22 protein-coding genes are annotated in these 22838 nt (G+C 54.9%); 3 read left to right on the forward strand and 19 right to left on the reverse strand.

Translation table 11 applies throughout. The annotated features are described in order from the left end of the window. Positions 1 to 108: 108 nt before the first annotated feature. The 6 genes from Q3F21_RS04710 to Q3F21_RS04735 all read right to left on the reverse strand — a co-directional run bounded on the left by Q3F21_RS04710 (position 109) and on the right by Q3F21_RS04735 (position 7437). On the reverse strand, positions 109 to 2886 hold the full coding sequence (locus Q3F21_RS04710) for a penicillin-binding transpeptidase domain-containing protein (RefSeq protein WP_340250311.1): 2778 nt from the start codon (positions 2884 to 2886) through the stop codon (positions 109 to 111). Positions 2887 to 3086: 200 nt separating this feature from the next. After that, the gene (locus Q3F21_RS04715) at positions 3087 to 3518 is read right to left on the reverse strand and encodes a cell division protein FtsL (protein ID WP_340250312.1); all 432 of its coding nucleotides are present in this window, start codon (positions 3516 to 3518) and stop codon (positions 3087 to 3089) included. Between the two features lie 47 nt (positions 3519 to 3565). Then, a complete protein-coding gene (gene rsmH, locus Q3F21_RS04720; protein WP_340250440.1) occupies positions 3566 to 4510 on the reverse strand; it encodes a 16S rRNA (cytosine(1402)-N(4))-methyltransferase RsmH in 945 nt (314 codons plus the stop codon). 61 nt (positions 4511 to 4571) lie between these two features. Further along, positions 4572 to 5003 (reverse strand): division/cell wall cluster transcriptional repressor MraZ, encoded by a 432-nt coding sequence (gene mraZ / locus Q3F21_RS04725; protein WP_340250313.1) that lies wholly within the window; start codon positions 5001 to 5003, stop codon positions 4572 to 4574. Between the two features lie 151 nt (positions 5004 to 5154). Next, a complete protein-coding gene (locus Q3F21_RS04730) occupies positions 5155 to 6414 on the reverse strand; it encodes an adenosylhomocysteinase (RefSeq protein ID WP_340250314.1) in 1260 nt (419 codons plus the stop codon). Between the two features lie 102 nt (positions 6415 to 6516). Further along, entirely contained in the window at positions 6517 to 7437 is a 921-nt protein-coding gene (locus Q3F21_RS04735; protein ID WP_340250315.1) for a LysR family transcriptional regulator, read from the reverse strand. A 127-nt stretch (positions 7438 to 7564) separates the two neighbouring features. On the opposite strand from Q3F21_RS04735, the gene Q3F21_RS04740 reads away from it, so the two are divergent. Further along, positions 7565 to 8839, forward strand: coding sequence for an APC family permease (locus tag Q3F21_RS04740; protein WP_340250316.1), 1275 nt, complete (start codon positions 7565 to 7567; stop codon positions 8837 to 8839). Positions 8840 to 9021: 182 nt separating this feature from the next. On the opposite strand, the gene Q3F21_RS04745 is transcribed toward Q3F21_RS04740, so the two are convergent. From Q3F21_RS04745 to Q3F21_RS04790, 10 genes are all read right to left on the reverse strand, one after another. Further along, positions 9022 to 10077: an S-layer homology domain-containing protein gene (locus tag Q3F21_RS04745; RefSeq protein ID WP_340250317.1), complete on the reverse strand. Its 1056-nt coding sequence runs from the start codon at positions 10075 to 10077 to the stop codon at positions 9022 to 9024. Positions 10078 to 10259: 182 nt separating this feature from the next. Further along, positions 10260 to 11882 (reverse strand): bacillithiol biosynthesis cysteine-adding enzyme BshC, encoded by a 1623-nt coding sequence (gene bshC, locus Q3F21_RS04750; protein ID WP_340250318.1) that lies wholly within the window; start codon positions 11880 to 11882, stop codon positions 10260 to 10262. Between the two features lie 116 nt (positions 11883 to 11998). Next, positions 11999 to 12556 (reverse strand): helix-turn-helix domain-containing protein, encoded by a 558-nt coding sequence (locus tag Q3F21_RS04755; protein WP_340250319.1) that lies wholly within the window; start codon positions 12554 to 12556, stop codon positions 11999 to 12001. A 48-nt stretch (positions 12557 to 12604) separates the two neighbouring features. Next, positions 12605 to 13024: a DUF3397 domain-containing protein gene (locus tag Q3F21_RS04760; RefSeq protein WP_340250320.1), complete on the reverse strand. Its 420-nt coding sequence runs from the start codon at positions 13022 to 13024 to the stop codon at positions 12605 to 12607. Then, positions 13008 to 13982, reverse strand: a complete 975-nt coding sequence (locus Q3F21_RS04765; protein WP_340250321.1) for a 2-dehydropantoate 2-reductase — start codon at positions 13980 to 13982, stop codon at positions 13008 to 13010. Before Q3F21_RS04765 ends, Q3F21_RS04760 begins: the two co-directional genes overlap by 17 nt. Positions 13983 to 14143: 161 nt before the next feature. Next, positions 14144 to 15682, reverse strand: coding sequence for an acyl-CoA carboxylase subunit beta (locus Q3F21_RS04770; RefSeq protein WP_340250322.1), 1539 nt, complete (start codon positions 15680 to 15682; stop codon positions 14144 to 14146). 19 nt (positions 15683 to 15701) lie between these two features. Continuing rightward, entirely contained in the window at positions 15702 to 16475 is a 774-nt protein-coding gene (locus Q3F21_RS04775) for an enoyl-CoA hydratase-related protein (RefSeq protein WP_340250323.1), read from the reverse strand. Then, positions 16472 to 17404 carry a hydroxymethylglutaryl-CoA lyase gene (locus Q3F21_RS04780; protein ID WP_340250324.1) on the reverse strand — a complete coding sequence of 311 codons (933 nt, stop codon included), beginning with the start codon at positions 17402 to 17404 and terminating at the stop codon, positions 16472 to 16474. The genes Q3F21_RS04775 and Q3F21_RS04780 overlap by 4 nt, the downstream gene beginning before the upstream one ends. 51 nt (positions 17405 to 17455) lie before the next feature. Next, complete coding sequence (locus Q3F21_RS04785; protein WP_340250325.1) at positions 17456 to 17668, reverse strand: acetyl-CoA carboxylase biotin carboxyl carrier protein subunit; 213 nt, start codon at positions 17666 to 17668, stop codon at positions 17456 to 17458. Between the two features lie 14 nt (positions 17669 to 17682). Further along, on the reverse strand, positions 17683 to 19026 hold the full coding sequence (locus tag Q3F21_RS04790) for an acetyl-CoA carboxylase biotin carboxylase subunit (RefSeq protein WP_340250326.1): 1344 nt from the start codon (positions 19024 to 19026) through the stop codon (positions 17683 to 17685). Between the two features lie 275 nt (positions 19027 to 19301). Here Q3F21_RS04790 and Q3F21_RS04795 point away from each other — a divergent pair, with 275 nt between their 5' ends. Beyond that, positions 19302 to 19769 (forward strand): N-acetyltransferase, encoded by a 468-nt coding sequence (locus tag Q3F21_RS04795; protein WP_340250327.1) that lies wholly within the window; start codon positions 19302 to 19304, stop codon positions 19767 to 19769. 80 nt (positions 19770 to 19849) lie between these two features. Here the strand turns inward: Q3F21_RS04795 and Q3F21_RS04800 are convergent, their stop codons facing one another. The 3 genes from Q3F21_RS04800 to Q3F21_RS04810 all read right to left on the reverse strand — a co-directional run bounded on the left by Q3F21_RS04800 (position 19850) and on the right by Q3F21_RS04810 (position 21850). Continuing rightward, positions 19850 to 20476 (reverse strand): RsfA family transcriptional regulator, encoded by a 627-nt coding sequence (locus tag Q3F21_RS04800; RefSeq protein ID WP_340250328.1) that lies wholly within the window; start codon positions 20474 to 20476, stop codon positions 19850 to 19852. 147 nt (positions 20477 to 20623) lie between these two features. Continuing rightward, the gene (locus Q3F21_RS04805; RefSeq protein WP_340250329.1) at positions 20624 to 21415 is read right to left on the reverse strand and encodes an enoyl-CoA hydratase/isomerase family protein; all 792 of its coding nucleotides are present in this window, start codon (positions 21413 to 21415) and stop codon (positions 20624 to 20626) included. A gap of 57 nt (positions 21416 to 21472) precedes the next feature. After that, positions 21473 to 21850, reverse strand: coding sequence for a transcriptional regulator Spx (locus Q3F21_RS04810; protein WP_340250330.1), 378 nt, complete (start codon positions 21848 to 21850; stop codon positions 21473 to 21475). A 246-nt stretch (positions 21851 to 22096) separates the two neighbouring features. On the opposite strand from Q3F21_RS04810, the gene Q3F21_RS04815 reads away from it, so the two are divergent. Beyond that, positions 22097 to 22828, forward strand: a complete 732-nt coding sequence (locus Q3F21_RS04815; protein WP_340250331.1) for a helix-turn-helix transcriptional regulator — start codon at positions 22097 to 22099, stop codon at positions 22826 to 22828. Positions 22829 to 22838: the final 10 nt, after the last annotated feature.

The raw sequence follows: 22838 nt of genomic DNA on the forward strand, positions 1-22838 counted from the left end.
CTTATGAAACAGGTTGTCTCATTCCTACCTTATTCCAGGGGGGGACGGGTTAGAACAAAGGGCTATGCGGTTGTCGGCTCGCGGAAACAGCGGGCGCTGCCGTAGTGTTTACTGCGTCCCCGGCACTGCCGCGTTTTGGCCGGGATACTGGTATTGTACGTTCCCCTGTCCCGCAGGCACGTTCTGCATTTGTCCTGCGGGAACGGCTGGAATCTGGCCCGTACCGGCAGGCTGCCCCGGGTAGACAGGATAGACCGGATAGCCTGTGTAGCCTCCGGGCGGAATCGCTGTCGTTCCCTGCGGGATGGCTGTCCCTGCCGTTCCTGTGCCCGGCGGATAAGGAGAGTAGGTTCCCTGCGGATAAGCCGGAGGATAGGTGCCCGGCGGTATCATTCCTGCTTGCCCTGATGTCGAAGCCGGGATGTCTCCTCCCGATTGGCCCGTCTGAGGGGCTCCAGGTACAGTCGCCGTCCCGCCGTTACCTTGCGGCGGAGCGGTTCCAGGCACCGCCGTTTGCGTCGCCCCTGACGGCGGTGCCGTCCCTGCTCCCGGAGAATTGCCTCCGCTGGCCTGGGGATCAGGCGGATTTCCGTTCGGCTGAGCGCCACCCGCATCCGTCGCCGCTCCCGGCACCGCGACTTGTCCCGGCTGCTGCAGGGGAACAAGCGGCCCTGACGTGGGCTGCAGAGTGATCTGCAGCTGCTCTCCTCCCTTCAGCACTGTGCCTGGGGGAATATTTTGCTGCGTGACGAAGCCGGCGCCGTAGGAGGTGATCTTGAGCTGCATCAGCGATGCGTACTCCATCACTTCGCGCAGCGATTTTCCTTTGAAGTCGGGCATTTTTGAACCTTCGATCCGATCTGTTACAAGCGTGACAGTCGATTCGGGCACCACCTTTTCATAAGGAGCCGGGTATTGATTGACGATTTTCGTCCCCGTTCCCATGATGTTGACGACGATATTGTCCTGCTCCGCCCTCAGCTTGGCGGCTGTTGTAGACATCCCCAGGAGCTTGGGCATGCTGACCTCGCGAATTTGCTCTGCCTTTGCGATCGCCTGCTCTGTCACCGTCTTGGCATTCTTCTCGGCTCCAGCCGCATCCGGTTTTTGCTGCAGGTACTGGAGGCTGCGCTCCATGACGGATTTGAAGATCGGCGCTACGTATAGCCTTCCCCACGAACTGGAATCCTTGTCCGTCGTCGGGTCATCCACGACGACGTAGACGAGCAAGCGCGGATTGTCTTTGGGAGCAAAACCGATAAAGGAGACGATGTAGTGCTGCCCCTCCATGATCCTTCCTTTGTCGTCGTATTTTTGGGCCGTCCCTGTTTTACCAGCCACACTGTAGCCGTCGATCTTGTACGACTTTCCTGTACCGTATTCCCCAGTAATCACCGTCTCCAGAACGTCACGCGTCTTCTTCGCCGTCGCCTCGCTTACGACCCGGTGAACCACTTCACGCTGACTTCGTTTGACGACTGCTCCCGTGACCGGATCGCGCATTTCTTTCAAGATGTGCGGCTTGAGCAGCTCGCCGCCGTTGGCGATCGCTCCTACCGCTGCCACCTGCTGGATCGCGGTGACGGCCACCCCTTGGCCAAACGTGGTAACGGCAATATCGCGCGGAGATTTCGGGTTCGTCAAGTTGGTCAAAATCCCTTTCTTCTCGTACGGCAGCTCGATGCCCGTCGTCTTTCCGATCCCGAACTTATCAAAGTATTTTTTCAAAAGCTCGGGTCCGAGATAGTCGTATCCCATGATGACGAACACGACGTTACTCGACCTTTGCACCCCTTGCAGGAAGGGGATGTTGCCCCAGCCCGCCCCGCCGTTGTGGTCGCGGATCGGCGGCTTGAACTTCTTGTACGTCCCGGACTGGTACGGTGTATCGGGGTTGAATTTGCCCTCTTCAATCGCTGCCGCCAGCGTTATAATCTTGAAGGTCGAGCCTGGCTCAAACATGGTGGTGACGGCGTGGTTTGTAAAGTTGGTAATCCCGTTGTAGTACGTATTCGGGTTGAACTGCGGCCGGTTGCCCATCGCTAGAATCTCCCCGGTCTGCGGGTCCGCCACCACGACGGTCGCCCCTTTTGGCTTGTACTCCTGCTCGGCCTTGTCCAGCGCCTGCTCCACGTAGTCCTGGATGGTCCGGTCGATCGTCAGGTAGACGTTCCATCCGTCTTTGGCTGGCTTGTACTCGCGCTCGCCATCCGGCAATTGATAGCCGACCCTGTCCGTGACTACATGCATATCTCCCTTTTCGCCCCGAAGCTCTGGGTCGAACTGGAGCTCGATCCCCATTTGCGGTTTCTCTTCATAAACGTCCAAATAGCCGAGGACATGTGACGCAAAGCTATTGTTCGGGTAGTAGCGGCGTGTCGTTTCGGTGATGATGATCCCCGGGAGTTGGTTGTCCTTCACTTTTTCTCCGCTTGGAAGCTGGGGATACTGCAAATTTTCAATGCTCAGCTTTTGATTTTCGGTAATCCTTTTTCCGTACATCCCCAACTCGACAACTTTGGATTGTTTGGTCAGGAGTCGCAGGAGCTCATTCACCGGCGCATTCAGGACAGGCGCAAGCGCCTGTGCGGTGTAATAAGGATCCTTTACGACATCCTTGTCTTTGTCATTGCGGGGCTTTAGCCTTGCGCTCACTTCGTACGCCCTTCCCTCGAACGCCAGAATTTCCCCGTTTCTGTCCAAAATGGCTCCCCGCTTGGGATTCAGCGTTTTCTTCAAGTCCCATTGTACCTGCGCTATTTTTATAATGTCGGCCGCGTCTACTGTCTGAATCCACCAGAGACGAATCGTCAACGAGGAAAACATAACGATAACACAGAGCGCAAGGAGGATAATGCGCAAATTGACACGCCGTTTCATGTCCATCTATTCCTTCACTCCAAACCATGGGTATTTCGCTACGTACGAAAAAGTGACAGTCAAAAGAAAAGCTTCCATCGAATCTCGTTCGACGAAGCCGGGGTTCTGCATCCGAACAGTCTCTTACATTCCGAAGACGTTATGAAAAAATGTTACTTACTTGCGCAAGTAACATTTGGCCGGGCTCGCTGTCGTCCCGTGTTTCGTCATGGCTGTTTCTTTTGTTTGGAAGCCTGTTTTCCTTTCTCGTCCTTTTTCGCAGCCTTTTTGGATTGACCTACCATATGAGCCGCTTCCGGATTGTACACCATGCCCATTCTCTCCGCTTCCATGATGATCCGATCGCGGTTGCTGAGCTGCTCGATCAGCAGCTCAAGACTGGTGTTCTTATCCTTGTTTATTCTGATCTCTTTCTTCATGCGCTGTATTTCATAGTTGTACTGCGAGATTTGCGAATAACGAACACCAACCAGCACGACCCCTACGACAACCAGGGTGATGAAAAACAGGTACATCAGCTTCTCCTTGGTTGGTATAGACGGTTTGATTCGTACTGTCCGCTTCGTTTTCTTCTTGGTGCCGGAACCTGGTGAATTCTCCAGTTCTACCGCGAGATTTCCCCGGTAGTAGTAGCTCATCTCGGTCTCACTCCTTTTGCTCTGGCTGCGAGCGTCTAGATTTTGATTTACAATTTTTCCGCGACCCGCAGCTTCGCTGAACGGGCGCGAGGGTTTTTTTCCAGCTCTTCTTCTGACGGAAGGATCGGCTTTCTGGTCACAATCCTGACAGTCGCCTTGTTTCCGCAAGCACATACCGGAAAGGAAGGCGGACAGATGCAGCCTTTGGAATAATCCTGATAAACCTGCTTGCAGATCCGGTCTTCGAGCGAGTGGAAGGTAATCACACTCACTCTACCTTCGGGACGCAAAATGCCGATCGCATCTACAATGGCATCACGGAAGGCATCCAGCTCGTCGTTGACTGCGATCCGGATCGCCTGGAACGTCCGCTTGGCCGGATGGGGACCGGTACGGCGGGCTGCGGCGGGAATCGCTTCTTTAATGACCTCGACCAATTCTCCCGTCGTCTCCACAGGGGCCTGCTGTCGCCTTTGAACGATTTGCCGGGCAATTCGCCGGGAAAATTTTTCTTCGCCGTACTCCCACATGATTCGGGCCAGCTCCCGCTCGTCCCACTCGTTGACAATGTCGTAGGCGGTAAGCTCGCCCTGCTGATCCATCCGCATGTCTAGCGGAGCATCGGCATTGTAGCTGAACCCGCGCTCTCCCTCGTCCAGCTGCGGAGAGGAAACGCCGAGATCAAACAGCACGCCATCCACTCCGTCCAGCCCAAGCTCGGCTATGATCGCCTTCAGATGGCGAAAGTTGCTTTTTACCAGCGTTACCTGATCTATGTAGGGAGCAAGACGTTCTTTCGCATTGTCCAGCGCCCAGTCATCCTGGTCGACGGCGATCAGACGACCGCCGGGCCCGAGCCGCGAAGCGATCAAGCTGCTGTGCCCCGCACCGCCGAGCGTACAATCCACATAGATGCCGTCCGGCCGGATGTTCAGTCCGTCAACGGCTTCTTCTCGCAATACAGTTACATGATGAAAGGACAAAGCCGTCACTCCCAATTCAACGGGTGCATCCGAATCGTTCCGGCACACCGTATTTTCTTTCTTTTGTCTCCTATAAATCAAAATCCACCAGCTTTTCCGCAATCTCGGCGAAAGAGCCTTCCGACTCCGCAAAGTAATTCTCCCAGCGGTCTTTGCTCCAGATCTCTACCCGATTGGATACGCCGATGACGACGCACTCTTTTTGAAGCGCCGCGTAGTCGCGCAAAGTAGGCGGTATATTTACCCTTCCCTGCTTGTCCCACTCGCATTCCGCCGCTCCCGAAAAGAAAAAGCGCGTAAAAGAGCGAGCATCCGCCTTGGTGAACGGCAGCGTCTTCAGCCGCTCCGCAAGCAGTTTCCACTCTTCCGGCGGATAGACGAACAGACATTGGTCGAGCCCGCGGGTAATGACAAAGGAAGCTCCGAGGCCTTCACGGAACTTGGCGGGGATCGTCAACCGGCCTTTTTCATCGATGCTATGCTGGTATTCACCCATGAACACGGCCTGTCCCCCACTTTCCTGTCGCTGGCCTCCACTTTCCCCCACTTTTCCCCACTTGGCCTCCTACCTGCTATTATAAATAAAAAACCCTGCTTTGGTAAGCAGGATTTTTCGTTGATTTTTTTACCGGGAAAGGACGGGTTTCGCGAAATTATTCGACCCAGCTGTCCAGGTATGCTTTTTGTTCGTCTGTCAGTTTGTCGATGGAGATGCCAAGCGCTTCCAGCTTGTAGCGGGCGACCATCTCGTCCAGCTCGTACGGAACGTTCAGCACGTGCTTGCCGATCGACTCGTAGTTTTTGTTTACGTGTTCAAGGGAAACGGCTTGCAGGGCGAAGGTCATGTCCATGATTTCCGCCGGGTGACCGTCGCCGGCCGCCAGGTTGACCAGACGTCCTTCGGCCAGGAGATACACTTTTCGACCATCTGCCAAGACAAATTCCTCGATATCTTTGCGAACGGTGCGTTTGGATTTCGACAACGCCTCCAGCTCGACCTTGTTCACTTCGACATCGAAGTGGCCGGCGTTGGAGAGGATAGCGCCATCTTTCATAACTTCAAAGTGCTCCTTGCGGATGACGTCGCGGTTTCCGGTTACTGTTACGAAGTAATCGCCGTGCTTGGCCGCTTCGCTCATCGGCATGACTTCGAATCCGTCCATGTATGCCTCGACCGCCTTGATGGAGTCGATTTCGGTCACGATGACTTTCGCGCCCAGACCTTTGGCGCGCATCGCGACGCCCTTGCCGCACCAGCCGTAGCCGACGACGACCACTGTTTTGCCTGCAACGACGAGGTTGGTCGTGCGGTTGATGCCGTCCCATACGGATTGGCCCGTACCGTAGCGGTTGTCAAACAAGTATTTGCAGAACGCGTCGTTGACGGCAACCATCGGGAATTCGAGCTTGCCTTCCTTGTCGAGGGCTTTGAGGCGAAGGATTCCCGTCGTGGTTTCCTCGGCGCCGCCGCGCACCTGGGACAAAAGGTCGCGACGCTCGCTGTGCAGGATGGTCACCAGATCGCCGCCGTCGTCGATGATCAGGTCAGGACGCGTTTCGAGCGTTTTGATCAGATGGCTTTTGTACTCTTCTGGAGATGGATTGTACTTCGCGAATACGCGGATGCCGTCTTCGACAAGCGCCGCGCACACATCATCCTGTGTTGAGAGCGGGTTGGAGCCGGTAATGGTTACCTCGGCACCGCCAGCCTGCACCACTTTCGCCAGGTAGGCAGTTTTTGCTTCCAAGTGCAAGGAAATTGCAACTTTCAGTCCGGCAAACGGCTTTTCCTTTTCAAAGCGCTCGCGGATACGGTTGAGGACGGGCATATGTTCTTTTACCCAGTCGATTTTCAAATGGCCATTCGGCGCAAGCGCCATATCTTTTACGATGCTTTCAGAAACCATGTTCATGAGCGGATTGAACCTCCTTCTTCTACAAACAAACTATGATTTATCTTACCACATGATTTTTCTTTTTCCTATCGGTTCCATACCCCCGGATAAAAAAAGCAACTATTCCGCTTTGTTTTTGCCATTTATGCTGTCTGCGGCGGTCATCCCCTCTGTCAGCAGATCGAAAAAATGGCGCATCGCCCGCGGCGTCCACTTCTTTTTATGATAGACAAGCTGGCGGAAGACGCGAATGTCGGGATGCATGAAATTCAAGACCGAAATCGTCCCCTTTTGCACTTCGTCCGCCACGGCAATCATCGGGACAAGCGCTATCCCCAGACCGTATGTGACGCATTGCTTGATCGCTTCCAGGCTGCCAAATTCAAGCGAAGGCTCCTTGCTCGTCCCGCTGTCGCGGAGAACAGCCTCGATCATCGTCCGATAGCTGCAGCCCGCCTCGGGAAAAATCCACTGCTCTCCGTTAAAATCAGCCGCTTCGAGCTGCTTTCGGGAAGCGAGCGGATGATCGGGCGCCGCAATGACGACGAGCTTTTCCTCTCCGAGATTGACGCTTTCCAGATCGGGGTGGGATTGCAGCCAATCCAGCACAACCGCAAAGTCATAGCTGCCCTCCTTGACGCCTTGGCGGAGCTCATGGCAGATCCCCGGATTCAGCAGCACCCGAATCTGCGGATGCTCGCGGCGAAACTTTTGCAGATAGGGCGGCAAATAAAAAGCCGCGAGCGATTCCACTGTCCCAATGGTCAGCGTCCCGGCCAGTTGCGCCTCTTCACTCAGCTGGGCCTTCGCTTCGTCAAGCAGCGCGAGCAGTTGTCCGCTGTATTCCAACAGGACTTCTCCGGCGGAAGTCAGCCTGATCTTGCGCCCCCAGCGCTCAAACAGGGTGGCGCCAAATTCCTGCTCCAGATTCTGTATCTGTGTAGTGACGCTGGATTGGGCATAGCCCAGCACTTCCGCCGCCCGGGTAAAGCTGTGCCACTTCGCCACTTCGCGAAAGGTCTGCAAATAACGGGTATCCATGGCTCCTCCCCTTTTCAAATCGTTTTTTTCGATTCTTCTTATCGAATATTATAGATAACTCCGATGATACCGTCTATGCTACACTTCAGATACCAACAGATAAAAACAATTCGGGAGAGGGATTCAGATGAAAAACGCGACAATACAAACATCGGAACTGGCGAAAGCCTTGTCGCTCCCCCATATCGTCACCCTGTATATCGGTGCCGTTATCGGTTCGGGGGTGCTGCTTATCCCGGGAATGGCGGCAGAAATGGCTGGGCCGGCCTCCATCCTCGCCTGGCTGTTCATGACCATCCTCGTATTGCCGATGGCCATCACCATGGGGCTTTTGTCCGCCCGGCACCCTAGCTCCGGGGGCGTCTCCACATTCGTCAGGCTGGCTTTCGGCGACCGGTACGGAAACATGGTCGGCTGGTTTTTCCTCCTGTCGGTTCCGGTCGGCGCGCCGATTGTTGCCGTTACCGCCTCCCACTATGTGGCTGTTCTCCTGCAGTGGAGCCAGCTTCAGGTGTATCTCGCTGCCGGACTGATCCTTTTTGTCGTCGTGGCCATGAATATATTTGGCCTGAAGGTCGCAAGCCGCGTCCAGACCATTGTCGTTTCCTTGATCGTGGCGATTTTGGTGCTTGCGGTACTGGCTGCCTTGCCTCATGCGAAAGCGAGCCACTTTACCCCGTTTGCCCCGCATGGCTGGCTGAGCATCGTCCAGGTGGCCGGCTTGCTGTTCTGGTGCTTTATCGGCTGGGAAGCGGTGACGCATCTCTCCGAGGAATTCGTCGATCCGGAGAAAAACGCGGTGCGCGGCGTCCTGTGGAGCGCGGCCATCGTCGCTTTGCTTTACTTCGCTGTCGCCCTCGTGACCGTTGCGACTCACAGCTACGGAGAGGGCCGGTCGGAAGCTTCGCTGAGTGTCATGGTTCAGCTCTCCTTGGGCCCGATTGGCGGATGGCTCGTCGGTGCGACCGCTCTGTTTATTTGCGTCGCTACGGTCAATGCCTATATCGGCGCCGCCTCCCGGATCGCCTACGCTCTGGCTCGGGAAGGCACGGCTCCGCGGTGGTTTGGGCGCGTCCATGCGAAATACGGGACGCCGGTCGGCGGACTGCTCTTTTTATCGATTTGTTTTTGCTTTGTGCTGCTGGTTTTGGCCATGGGCTGGATCGATCTCACCCGGCTGATCCAGTTTCCCAATGCCACCTTTTTTGCTACTTACATCGGTGGCTGCCTGGCCGGCGTCCGCCTCCTGAAAAACAGCCGCTACAGCCGGCTTTCGGCTTGGACGTCGCTGATCGTCACAGGCGGGCTTTATCCGTTTCTCGGGTGGTCTGCGCTTTATCCTCTTGTGATTGTCGGTGTTCTCTTGATTTGGGAGTTCAAGCGGAGTAAAGCTTCTTTGTGAAGCTTTTTCATGAAGCTTCTTCATGAACCCTCTTCGCAGAAGACCCGGCCTCCCTTTTCGGAATTGAGATGCGGGAGGACATTGCGTCACAAAACAGACGCTGCATTCCGAACAAAAGACAGCCATGCCTGCTCTCAAACATGAGCGTAGGCATGGCTGTTTTTCTGGCGAGGCTGCGTATGCTACTCGTCTTTCCCGATCAGCCGGAAGTTCTTCCCGTCCCCGGATGCGAGGTAGAACGTCCTGTCGACGCTTCCTCCCAGCTCTCCCGAGTAGTATTGAACCGTCATCCGGTATTTTCCATCGCTGATTTTCGCGTAGTAGATCAGCTCGTTAAAGCGCGGAAAGCGGATGAAATCATAGACCTCGTATTTCATGAACGAGAAGTGCTCTTGCAGGAACTTCTCGCTGACGGGCAGCTTGTTCTTTTGCACGTGGCTGACCAGATCGTCGTATCGGCGGATTTTTTCCTTATCCATAACGGCAGTGACAAAGCTGTCGACCGCTTTTGTCATCGCCTGGCGCTCTGCCTCTGTCACCTGTCCCGGGTACAGCTCTTCCTGCGCTTCCTTGATCCTGTTCAAAAGGACGACTGCCTGCGCCCGGCTGACTTTGTCATCAGGTCGAAACGTCCCGTCCGGATAGCCCGTCATCAGGCCCAATTTATAAATCGGATACACCATCAGTACCTCATGCTCATTATCCAATGAAACATCGCTGAAAAACCGCGACGTCGTTCCCCGGTATTTCTCCCCCTCGGACTGCTTTCCCAGCGCAGCCAGGGTCAGCCTTGCCGCTTCGACGCGCGTCAGGGGATCTTGCGGATTTCCGCTGGGCAGGATGCCCGCCGCCAGCAAATGTTTGTAGGTTTTCTCGGACCATCGTCCCTTTACGGGCGTCAGGTACAGATCCCGCGCAAAATCATCCGGCTCATGTCCGCTGTACGCCGGCAGCATGCGTTCCACCAACGCCATGAACTGTTCTTGGGAAACCGGCACTTCGGGGCGAAAAGTCCCGTCGGGAAATCCTTGCACCCACCCGGCACGAACGGCTTCCGCTATCTCTTTTTTGGCCCAGTGCCGTTCCGTATCCGCGAAGGAACCGCTAGTGCTGGCTACAAGATCGGTGATGCGCGCCTCGGCCGTTTGAACCCCTGCTCCCAGTCCGGTAAGCAGACAGGTAACAGAAAGGGCAGCGATCAACACCCATTTGCCTGTCGTCATTTTCTTGCCTCGCATGAAAAGAATGACCACCTTTCGCAGGAAATCTCCTGTTCAAAAGGTAAGACGCTTGTATGCGTGAAATGTTTCGACAAATCCCACCAAAGTCTCAGGAAAATTTCCCCATGCGATTCCGTCAGAGCGCAGAAATGAAGCCGCAGCCTAAACCCGGCTGCGGCTTCACATACGTCACCCGTATTTTACAGATAGACAACCTGATGGCTGCCGTCATGAACGAACGGCGCTTCCACCAGGCGGTCGACGAGCGACAGTCCGTATTTGTTCACAATCGGGACAATCGACAGCTTCCGCTCCTGCAATCCTCCCGCGGGATTCAGCGCCGCTTCCAGCCTCCACAGACGCCGCTTCCCGATATCTTCCCTTTGTTCCAGAGCCTGAAGCAGTCGCCGCTCCAAAAAGTCGACCTGCTCCAGCAGACGGGCCGCATTTTTTTCGGCGAGCTGCCCCATTCCCGGCTCCAGGCTGACGACCTCGTTTACGAGGGGCTGGTACAGCTCCTGCATGGCGTCGCGGACATGCTGAAAGCGGTCGGCCAACGGGTGAGCTTCCCGGCTCGCTTCCCATTCCTTTCTCCACTCGGAAAACGAAGTCAGCGCCTTGTCGATAGGCAGATCAAAATCTTTCAGCAAACGGGCAATCGCCCCTTCTACCAGAGTGACGGAGACCCGTGGCAACACGATGGGCAGCTGCTTGCCAAACGCGGCAAAGATCTCTTTGAAATACGCCCAGTAGGCAATTTCCCCCGCCCCAGCCACAAAAGCCAGGGTGGGAAAGAGATGCTCCTGCATCAGCGAGCGGGTTACCACATTGGAGCTGAAGCGACAGGGGTCAGTCTCGGCAAGCCGAAGCAGTTCCTCGCGGGTATACGTTCCTCGGCGGGTGACAAAGCGGTCGCCATGGCGAAGCAGCTGCAGGCGATCCGTTCCTTCATACAAGAAAAGGTTGGCCTCCTGGCCTCCAGTCTCCAGCTGCAGCGGATACCCGGCGCTCTCCAAACGGCCAGCCGCATCGGCTACAAGCGAGCTCAACTCCTCATTCCGCTGCAAAATCCGTGTAAATACAGGCTCTTCCAGCTCTCTGACAAAGGGCAGAGCAGATTCGACCAGAATGAGCCCGTGCTTGCCGAACAGGCTGGTCATCAAGCGCGCAAACCAATCGGCAACGGTCTTCGACGGCGCGGCCGCGTCTTCCATCCATCTGCGGACCGCCGCTGTCTCCCGGGTCTCTGTCAGGTCGGCGAACAGCTTCTCCATAAATGCCTGGTATTCCGCACGCCCCAGCGGCACACTGCTGGCAGAAGGACGTCCCGTACGCGGAAGGGAGATTTTCTCCTTATGCAGCTTGGTCTCCTGATCGGTGAGCCAGAATGTGTGGTCAATCTCATCAATGTCGTGATCCTCGCCGGCAATCCAGAACACGGGTACGACTTCCGCACCCAGCTGTGCAGAAAGCTGTTTTGCGGCCTGGATAAGGTGGACAGCCTTGTAAATCGTGTACAGCGGACCGGTGAGTACGCCCGCCTGCTGGCCGCCGATAACAACCAGGGTGCCTGGCTGCCGCAGCTTTTCGATGCCATCCAGCGCCTTCTGATGATTGCCGATCGCTTGATTGTAGACAAACAGCCCATCGGCCAGCTTGTCTCTGTGGGGGATATCGTTGTGATGAAGCCATTCGAGCCGTTTCCGGTACGATTCCATCTGGTACGGGTGGTAGTTAAAAAAACGCAGCGCGTCGGCGTTTCCTTGCTGGTAATCATGAGCCAGCCGGTTGGCCGACGGCAGCGATACACATTCTACATTCATAGAAGCTCACCTTTCTTACTCCATGTCACTGCAAATTATACCATGCCCCCCTCCCCCAAAAAAACAAGACAACCCGCCGGAATGGGTTGTCAAAGTGTAATTGTTGCTGTATGCGATTAAAATTGCGGTGGCGTGACAGACCAGATCAGGACCGCTTCTTCGTCGCCCGTATTTTCGATGCTGTGCGATTTGGTGCTGTCGAAGGTGATGCTGTCGCCCATCTCCAGCACGTGTTCCTCATCGTTGAAGCGCGCGGTAACGCTACCCTTTATAACTACGAAGCACTCTTCTCCTTCGCTCTGCACGAATTTGTCCACTGCCATTTCGCCCTTTTGCAGCTTTACTTCCAGCATTCCCAGTTTTGAGCTTCCCCCCGCAGACAATAACGCGTATGTCCCGGTTGACTCGGGAAACACCATCTGTCTGCGCTTCGGCTTTCGCGTAACGTGTACCTGCTTCTGGTCGATATCCTCGAAGAAATGGATGATCGAAGCCTCCAGGGCCTTCGTAATCTTCCACAAGGAATCAAGAGAAGGCTGAGAAATACCGCGTTCGACCTGACTGAGCAAGCCCTTGCTCAATCCTGTTTTGTTCGCCATAATCTCCAGGGTAAAGCCACGCTCTTTCCGAATCATTCGAATCTTATGCCCAATCGATTCGATGGGAAGCCTCATAAATCCAACCTTCTTTCTTTATTGGTATATGTATCGGTGCCGCGAGTGTTATACGTCGCCCATCATCTTGAAGATTCCCGTTGTATACAACACCACGTAGACCAGTCCAAACAAAAGGAAAGACAATCTCCATACGGAAAAGCTCGCCTTCAGCAGAGACAGCTTTCCTTTCAGCCTGACTTGCACCCAGCCGATGAGTCCGATGGCCGCCAGAAAAAATCCCGTAATCCACCACCACGCAGACAACGCATCCGGCCAGATCACGCTATATGCAACGACAACGGCACGAATCAGCAAAAAATTCGTTATATTCACAGCCCAGCGTCCGGCCAGTCGCTTGTCCTTTTTCCACAGATACACCAAAAAGTAAGCCAATGGGAATCCGAGAAAAGGAAAAGCGGTCAACGTGGCCCAAAAATAGGTCCAAATCGTTGCAATAAACGACCAAAGCTTACCTCCAAAGGTCAATGTCGGCCTCTCCCTTCCCCTTCGCCATGTCTGTTTTCAGAAGCACGGCGCGCAGCAATGTTTCGTGCATAGGGACGGGTGTTCCGGTTTCCCTCCCCTTTTGAACGAGATAACCGTTGATAGCGTTTACTTCAGTCTGGTTCCGCCGCCGGATATCTTGCAGCATTGAGGAAATGTTACGGGAAGTATTTCGGCAAATTTTTACAAATTCCTGCCAATCCTGCTCTTCAATTTTTTCACCGCAACGCTCCGCTACGGCTGCCGCTTCCCAAAACAGCTCTTTCATCAGTCGAACGGTGTGCGGAGATTCAAGCAGCATCCCGTTTGGCGTCTCGAACAGGGCCGTCAAAGGGTTGATCAAGGCATTTGCCAGCAGCTTTCTCCAAGCGAATGGTTTTATCGTATCCTCATAAACGGCCTGAAAGCCGCAACGATTGGCAAGCTCCACGAACCGGGCGCAGATCGGATCGCGCTCATCCCGAGGTGTCCAGGGGCCGATGCGCAACAGTCCCGTTCCGGTATGCTCGACCTCTACAGGAGACAGGCGGCGCGCTCCCTCCGTATTGCTTGCAAAAAAACACTGACGGATGTCGAGCACCTGTGTCAATTTCTCATCATGTCCCATGCCGTTCTGGAGGGCCAATACCCGCGAGGCATCAGGAAGGTGGCGAAGATCAGGCAGAATCGCATCGAGATCCGACTGTTTGACCGCCAGCAGATACAGATCGCCCTGCGGCAAGCCGGCTTCCATCGGGTTGCTTTGGATCGCGGTCTTTTGTACGGTTCCATCGAGCCGGCGAAGAGTCACGCCCTCTCGCGTCAAGAGCTGCGCCTGCTCGCTCGTTCGGGTGACGAGTGTGACTGATTGCCCGCTCAGCAGCAGCCTGGCCGCATACAGAAGCCCTACGGAACCGCCGCCTATGACAACCAAATGGAGTGGTATCGACTGAAGCTGCATTTGTTCACCTACATTAATCAATACTTATTTCAAGAATACCAAAGTTGCCGGAAATGATCAATTATTCCTAAGCAAAAAGATCGAAATTGTCAAAAAAATATTTGCCCCGTCTCCGCTGATATGAAAAAGGCCATCCCCTTTGGGACAGCCTGCGTACGTTTTCACACCGGATATACGGGGTGCTTTCGTTCGGAGAAACGCTGGTTCTTGTTTGCGTAGACGTCAAACCTTGCGATCAGCTCGCGCCTCAGCTCCTCGGGAGGAATGATCGCATCCACGATCAGGTTGGAAGCGAGCAAGTAAATATCGATATCTTCCTGATACTCCTTCCGTTTCTCCATAATAAAGGCTTGCCGTTCCTGCGGATCTTCAATCGCTTGAATCTTGTTGCTGTAGACAGCGTTCACGGCTGCTTCCGGGCCCATGACGGCTATTTGCGCTCCCGGCAGAGCGAGGCAGGCATCCGGTTCAAAAGCGGAGCTGGCCATGGCATAAAGCCCTGCTCCGTAGGCTTTTCGTACGATAACCGAGATTTTCGGAACCGTGGCTTCCGCCATCGCCGAAATCATCTTCGCTCCATGGCGTATGATACCGGCCCGCTCGACGGCCGTGCCAATCATGAAGCCCGGTACGTCCGCCAAAAACAGCAGCGGAATTTGAAAGGCGTCGCACAGCGTGATAAATCTCGCCGCCTTGTCTGCCGAATCGACAAACAAGACGCCTCCCTTCACCCTCGGCTGATTGGCGACGATGCCGAGCGGCTTGCCATCGAGACGGGCAAGCCCCGTGACCAGTTCCTGGGCAAACAGCTTCTTCACCTCAAAGAACGAGCCTTCATCGACGAGCGCGTCGATCAGTTCATGCATGTTGAACGGAGCATTTTGATTCTCCGGGACAATGTCGTTGATTTTTTTAGCGTCTGGGCGGGGCAGCTTGGCGGGCTCCACCGGAGGCTTGGCCGTATAGTCAGCAGGAAAGTAGCTGAGATAACGGCGGGCAGCAGATATCGCCTCTTCCTCATTGGCTGCCAGTACGTCTCCGCAGCCGCTGACGGAGCAGTGCATGCGAGCGCCGCCCAGCTCTTCCAGCGTAACCTTTTCACCGATCACCATCTCCGCCATCCGCGGAGACCCCAAATACATGCTGGCGTTTTTGTCGACCATGATGACGATGTCGCAAAACGCCGGGATGTACGCGCCACCGGCAGCAGAAGGTCCAAACAGGATGCAGATTTGCGGGATTTTGCCGGAGAGCTTTACCTGATTGTAAAAAATCCGCCCCGCCCCCCGCCGCCCCGGGAACATCTCCAGCTGGTCCGTAATCCGGGCGCCCGCAGAGTCTACCAGGTACAGAAGCGGAACCCGCATTTTCTCGGCCGTTTCCTGAATGCGGATAATTTTTTCTACCGTCCGGGCACCCCAGGAGCCTGCTTTTACCGTAGAATCGTTCGCCATGACGCAAACCGTCTGTCCGTTTACTTTCCCGATCGCCGTAACGACTCCGTCCGCCGGCAGGTCACCGGCCATGAAGTTGGCAAACAGACCGTCCTCCACGAGAAATTCGTCGTCAAACAGAAGCTTCAAGCGATCACGGACAAACAGCTTGTTTTGTTCCTTCAGTTTGGCATGGTATTTTTCGTCTCCGCCCTTTTCCACCTGGGCGATGCGTTCTCTCAGCATATCTTCTGCTTGTTTGCTCATGGGTGCCTACTCCCTCCTCTTATTCGCCGCGATACACCGGCTTTCGCTTTTCTTTAAAGGCGTCCAGTCCCTCCTGCCGATCTCGTGTAGGGATCAGCACCTGGTAGGCGTTGCTTTCGATGGCGAGCCCCGTAGCCAGATCCGTCTCCATACCGTAGTCGATCGCGTACTTGGCCTGCGCCAGGGCGATCGGGGCATTTTCGGCAATCTCGCGGGCAAGCGTCTGGGCTGCGGACATGACTTGATCGGGGGCAGCCACCCGGTTCACAAGCCCGATGTCAAGCGCTTCCCCCGCTCCCACGCGGCGGGCTGAAAAAATAAGCTCCTTGGCCAGTCCTTTGCCGATCAGCCTGGGGAGCCGCTGTGTTCCTCCCGCACCGGGAATGATCCCGAGGGACGTTTCCGTCAGACCCATCTGGGCTGTCTCGCTCATGACGCGCAAGTCGCAGGCGAGAGCCAGCTCCGTTCCGCCGCCGAGGGCAATGCCATTGATGGCAGCAATCACCGGCTTTGGAAGCTTTTCAAGCTCACTGAACGTATCGCGGATCGTTCTGATGTAGTGCTGTACTTGCTGATCCGTCATAGACCGCCTCTCCTTCAGATCAGCGCCGGAACAAAAAGCCCTGTCTCCCGCTCCGGTGACGATCAGCACGCGAACGTCGCGATCCGGTACTGCCTCGGCAACGGTTTGCCGCATAGCCAGCAGCGTATCCAGATTGAGGCAGTTAAACACGTCGGGACGATTGATCGTCAGTATCCCGATCAGTCCTTCTTTTTGATACGAGACAGTCATGCTGTGCCTCCTTCTGCCTGGGATTGGCATTGTTTTTCGTGTGACTGGGCAAGAGCGGCCTGCAGCACTTTGGATGGCAGAGAGCGTCCCAACAGCTGCTGGACATACGCTCCCGCCGCCACCAGCTTCTCCAGGCTGACCCCCGTCTCGCAGCCCATCCCGTGCAGCATGTACACCAGGTCTTCACTCGCGATGTTGCCTGAAGCCCCCGGGGCGTACGGACAGCCGCCAAGCCCTCCAATGGAGCTGTCAAAGGTCCGTATTCCCTCGTCCAGAGCTGCGGCGACATTGGCCAGACCGGTACCGCGGGTATCGTGGAAGTGACCGGCCAAGCGCTCGGTCGTAACATCTTTCACAAGCATCGAAAACACTTGGTGAACCTGCAGCGGCGTAGCCACGCCGATCGTATCTCCGATCGAGACCTCATAGGCCCCCATCGAAACGAGCTCATTCGTTACTTTGCGGCTGTTGTCCAGGGAAACCTCTCCCTCGTAGGGGCAGCCGAATACAGTCGAAACATAGCCGCGGACGCGCATGCCCAGTGCCAACGCTTCCCGGGCTGTCTCGCGGAGGACGGGAAATGTCTCCTCGATCGACTTGTTGATATTTTTCTGATTGTGCGTCTGTGATGCGGACATGAACAGGGCTACCTCGGTCAATCCGCATTCTCTCGCCCGCTCCAGCCCTTTCAGGTTGGGCACCAGAGCACTGTACCTCACGCGTGACCGATGCGGAAGCGATCGGCACACCTCGCCTGCATCAGCCAGCTGGGGAATCCACTTCGGGTTTACAAAGGAGCTCGCTTCCACTCTTTGAAGTCCGGCTTCCGCCAGCATCTCGATCAGCCGGATTTTTTCCGCAGCGGCGAGAACTTTTTGTTCATTCTGCAATCCATCGCGCGGTCCTACCTCGACAATCTGCACCTTCACGGTCCCTCTCCCCCTTTCCTAGCGGGCGCTCAGTTTAGAAGCAGCCCGATTCTATTCCAGAACGACGATGACGTCCCCATCGTTGACAAAGTCCCCGCTGTTCACCTTGACGTCGGCCACCACGCCGTCCGCTTCAGCCTGAACCGGCACTTCCATCTTCATCGATTCCAGCACGACCACATCTTGCCCCGCCTGGACCTGATCACCCTTTTGCACCAGAATGTTGATTACGGTTCCTGCCATCGTTGCTGTTACGTTTTTCATTTCGCTCGCACTCCTTACACTGATTTTTGTTTTCGTTCCTGGATGAAACGAGTGGTATAGGCTCCCCGGACGAATTGCTCGTCTTCGAGCACTTCCAGCAAGAAAGGAATATTAGTTTTGATCCCGGTGAGGACGAACTGCCGCATCGCCGCTTTCGCCCGCTCGATCGCTTCGCTCCGATTCGCCCCTGCAGCGATGACCTTGGCGATCATCGGATCGTAGAACGGGGTCACTTGTGTCCCGGTCTCCACACCGTCATCGATGCGCACTCCTTCCAGCTGCGGCGGCTGATACAGCGTGATCGTTCCCGGCGAGGGCATAAACGTGACCGGGTCTTCCGCGTAGACGCGAAGTTCGATCGCGTGTCTGATGGCCTTGATATCGGCCTGAGAAAAAGAAAGCTTTTCCCCTCTTGCGATGGCCAGCTGCATGGCGACCAAATCAAGTCCGGTCATTTCCTCTGTGACGGGATGCTCTACCTGCAGGCGCGTATTCATTTCCAAAAAATAGAATTGTTTGTTTCCATCGACGATAAACTCTACTGTTCCCACGCCGGTGTAGCCAACAGCCCGGGCCGCCTGCACCGCTGCGCCGCAGAGCTTCTCTCTCGTATCGTCGTCCAGAAAGGGAGATGGGCTTTCTTCGAGTACCTTCTGGTGCCTTCTCTGGATCGAGCACTCTCTCTCCAGGATATGCAGCACGTTGCCGTGGATGTCTCCGGCGATCTGCACTTCGATGTGTCGGGGCTCGTCGATGTACCGTTCGATGTACATTGCATCGTTGCCGAAGTACGCCTTGGCCCTGCCCTTCGCCGATTGATACGCTTGCCTCAGCTCGGCTTCGTCCCGGCAAATCTGCATGCCGATTCCCCCGCCGCCGGCGCTTGCTTTCAGCATGACAGGATAGCCGATCTCTGCGGCAAGCTGCGCCGCTTCGTCCGGAGACTGTGCAGGCTCCTTGCAGCCGGGAACGATCGGTACGCCTGCTGCGAGCATCACGTTTCGGGCTGTCAATTTATCCCCCATCTGGGCAATCACCTCTGGAGACGGACCGATGAAAAGCAGCCCTTCCTCCTGGCAGCGTCTGGCAAATGCCGCATTCTCGGACAGCAATCCGTAACCCGGGTGAACGGCATCTGCCCCTGTCTGCTTGGCCGCAGCGATGATGGCATCTACATTCAGGTAACTGTGCGGTACCGGCGGCGGGCCGATATGTACGGCCTCATCTGCTTCGCGGACGAAGGGAAGCTCCTTGTCAGCATCTGAAAACACCGCTACCGTTCCCACCCCCTGCTCCTGGCAGGTGCGAATAATCCGCCTGGCGATTTCTCCGCGATTGGCGATCAATACTTTTCGCATGGCAACGCTCCTCTCCAAGACCAATCGACCGACCGTGAAAACGCTTGCAACTCGTCCGGGCGATTGTCGAAATTGTTTTGCTTCTCTCTATTTTGCCACGAGATATGACATAGTTCTAGGCTGAAATTTAAATTTTTTCCATGGAGGCGAAAACATTTTTGGCAAACAGTTGGGACAAACGGAGAAAATACGCTCAGATGTAACCAATTTTGTGTATAATGATAGGTAGTGTTGTGGCAAGGCAAGGCAAAGCGCGTGAGAGGAGTGGCTTACTCATGTTTGAGGTAAAACGTCTAAACATCAACTACAAGACTTTGGAGGAGTTTCAAAGATTCCGCGAATTTGGCCTGGAGGAGCTTTCGATGAAGGAAGACCTGGAGGCGAACATCGTGGAAAACGATTCCGAATCTCCTTTCTACGGCATCTACGACAACGATTTCTTGGTGGCGCGGATGAGCCTTTACAAAATCGATGGAAAGTACGACCGTTACTTTGCCCCGGCTCAGGATTACTACGAGCTGTGGAAACTGGAGGTCCTCCCGGATTATCGCGGAAAAGATTACGGAACCGCCCTGGTGAATCACGCCAAGAGCTTCGGCGCTCCCATCAAGACCAATTCCCGCTGTCGCGCTGACGAATTCTGGCTGAAGATGGGCTTCACTCCGGTCAAGTACAACCCGGTCCGGGACCGCGGCGAAAATCCTTATGTATGGCTGCCGGAAGGCGTCGGACTCCAAGACTGACGACTTTTGGAAAAACAAAAGAAGCGGTTATGCGGCCGCTTCTTTTTCATTATTCATCGTCCATCGTTCATTGTCTGGTCCTACTTTTCCACTCTCTCCAAATTGCCATTTTCATCCATTTTGAAAATAGCTTTTACCGGCTCCTCTTCATTCAGGAAGGCCATTTTCCGCGCACGCTCCATGATTTGCACCAACGCCTTGTAGTCCTCGTTGACGCCTTGGACCTGCTCCATCTCTTTCTTCATCTTGTCGTGCGCTTCCTGCAATTCTTTTATCTCCAAAACCTTTCCTTCCAACTCTTGTTCAAGCTGCCGCACTCTGCGGACCAAATCCTTGTGATTCATCAGCAGCCGAATCACCGATTCGATCTGCTCTTCGGCTGCGGCGCTTAAAGAGAGCTGCTGGATCGGCTGCTGCTTTCTCAGAAGCTGTGCCTCTCCGCTCTCTTCCGATTGGGAGGAAGCAAGCCGTCCCATTTTTTTCAGCTGTTGCCGCTGGTTTTTGGCAATCACAATCGCAGCGTCATATCTTTTGCGCACGCAACTGTTCCAGCGAAAACCGCAAGCGGCCGCCGTACGCCCCAGGCGTTGACCTACCTCTTCAAAAGCAGCCAGCTGCGTCCCGCCCTCGCGAATATGGCGTAGGGTGACTTCCGCCAACACCAGATCGTCATCTTCAGTCCATGCGTCCTGTCTGGAAGCTACCATGTATGAAGTCCCTCCCGTTACCTTTAAAAGGATGATGTACTCCATCCTATGCTTTTTCCTACTCTGGTAGAATCGTTTTCTACTAGAAAAAGTATGTCCAAGCACACGATGGTTTAAACGGGAGGGGCACTGGCCAATTCCGGCTCTCTATTTCGCTAAAAATTTTTCTACAAGACGAACGTGCTCGTCATTGCCCCACAAATCGGCGCATTGGCTGACTTCCCGCTCTACCCGTTCGGCCAGCGGCAATCCTTCGCGCTTCCAGGCGAGCATGTTCATGTAGGCCTCGATACTGGAAAGAGGATTGGCGGCGATGACTGCGGCGAACTGTTCCGTCTCTTCGCGCAGGCGGTCGGGATGACATACGCGATCGACCAGTCCGAATCGCAGCGCTTCCGCGGCGCTGACTTTTTCTCCGGTCAAAAGGAGAGAAAGCGCCTTTGACTCCGGGAGCTTGTCCAGCAGCCGGGCCCCGCCTCCCCAGCCTGTCGTGATATGAAGCCCGATTTGCACGAATCCGAGCACCGCAGTCTCGCTGGCGAACCGAAAGTGGCAGGAGATCGCAAATTCGCTGCCTCCGCCGAGCGCGTGCCCATTGATCATGGCGATCGTGGGCTTTCTGGCTGTCTCCACCGCCTTTAGCACGCCGGCGACCTTGCCGAGGACAGGGAGTGCCTGCTCCCTGCCGCGAGCGGCGATAAATTGCTTGACATCGCCGCCAGAGACAAAGCTCGCTCCTTGTCCGGTAAAAATGATCACCTTGATCTCAGCGTCTGACAAAGCCTCATCGATTGCCTGCTGGAGCTCTTCCGCCATTTCCAGGCTGATCGCATTGTGGACCTTGGGACGCTGAAAAACAATCGTCGCGATGCCGTCCCGCTTTTCTACCCGAATCGTCTCCACCCGTATTCCATCCTTTCTCCAGCTCGTTTTTCCCATTGTAAACTCCCCGGGAAAAAGAGAAAAGAGAAGGGGGACGCCCTTCTCTTCTCCGAATCAGGAAAGCAGGTTTTTCATCGCGGATTGGTTGAAGCCGACGATCAGGTTTTCGCCGTCGGTCAAGATCGGCCGCTTCAACAGCTGCGGCTCTTCACTCAACATTTCCAAAAGCTCGCTTACAGACATATCGTTGATGTCCACATCCAGATTTTTGAAACGCTGGCTGCGTGTCGACAAGATCTCATCCAACCCGTTCGTTGTCATCTTGATGATTTCCAGCAGTTCTTCTGTTGTGGGCGGATTTTTAAACAAATGCCGTTCCTCATAATTTACTCCGTTTTCCGCCAGCCAGGCTTTTGCCTTGCGACAGGAAGTACAGCTCGGATACGTGAAGAAAGTCAATTTTTGGGTACGTGTGCGCTCTGCAACAGCCATCTTATAACCCTCCATCTCATCTATCTATAATTAGCTATCCAAAAGTAAGCTAATAAAAAAACCTTTTCTACTTAGGATTATAAATGCGGCATTTACACTATGTCAATAGTATTAAATCTAAAAAATACGATTAGATCTAACGGCAATCGACAGCGCAAAACCGATCGGTTGCACACTCTTACCTTAACAATCGAGGAAAAATCGGATACACTTAATGTAATTTGTCAACGGAAAGGGGAGAACGGTATGGAATGCGATGCTCAGAAACTTACAAGCGCTTTGGCTGATTCTACCCGTTTTTCAATATACCAGTACGTTTCCAACAGCAAGGAGCCCGTTACCGTTCAAGACGTGGCCGAACACTTCTCGATCCATCCCAACGTAGCCCGTCTTCATCTGACCAAGCTGGAGGATGTGCATCTGCTCAGCTCGGCCTCGGACAAAAGCGGAAAAGGCGGGCGGCCAAGCCGTCTGTATTCGCTATCCGATCAGGTGGTCAGCCTTCAATTTCCTCCGCGAGATTACCGTCTGTTGGCGGATATTGCGATAGAAAGCATCCTTTCTCTCGGCGAGGCAGGGGAAGCCGCCCTAATCAAGATGGGCTATCGAATGGGCAGAGAAATGGCGAAGCGCGCCTTGAAAGAGTTCCCGCTTGATGAAAGCAACGCTTCATTTGAAGAAAAGCTGGAGCATATCAACCGGCTGGTGGTGGCTCAGGGCTTGAAGCCGGACATTGAGGCGCTCGAGGACGGGCGCTTGCGCTTCCGCGTATTCAACTGCACATTTTCCGAAACGGCCAAGCGTTACCCCGCCTCCGTCTGCCGGATGCACAACGCCTTGTTGACGGGAATATTCGAAACGTATTTTGGGCAGATTGAGTTACGAGAAGACGAATCCATGCTGAGCGGCTGCCGCTCATGCAATTACACGGTTGTCCGCGTACCCGAGCTGAACTGCCAAATGTCGGTTGACAGCTAAACCAGCAGTA

This window comes from Brevibacillus borstelensis (assembly GCF_037834415.1).
Lineage (GTDB): Bacteria > Bacillota > Bacilli > Brevibacillales > Brevibacillaceae > Brevibacillus > Brevibacillus borstelensis_A.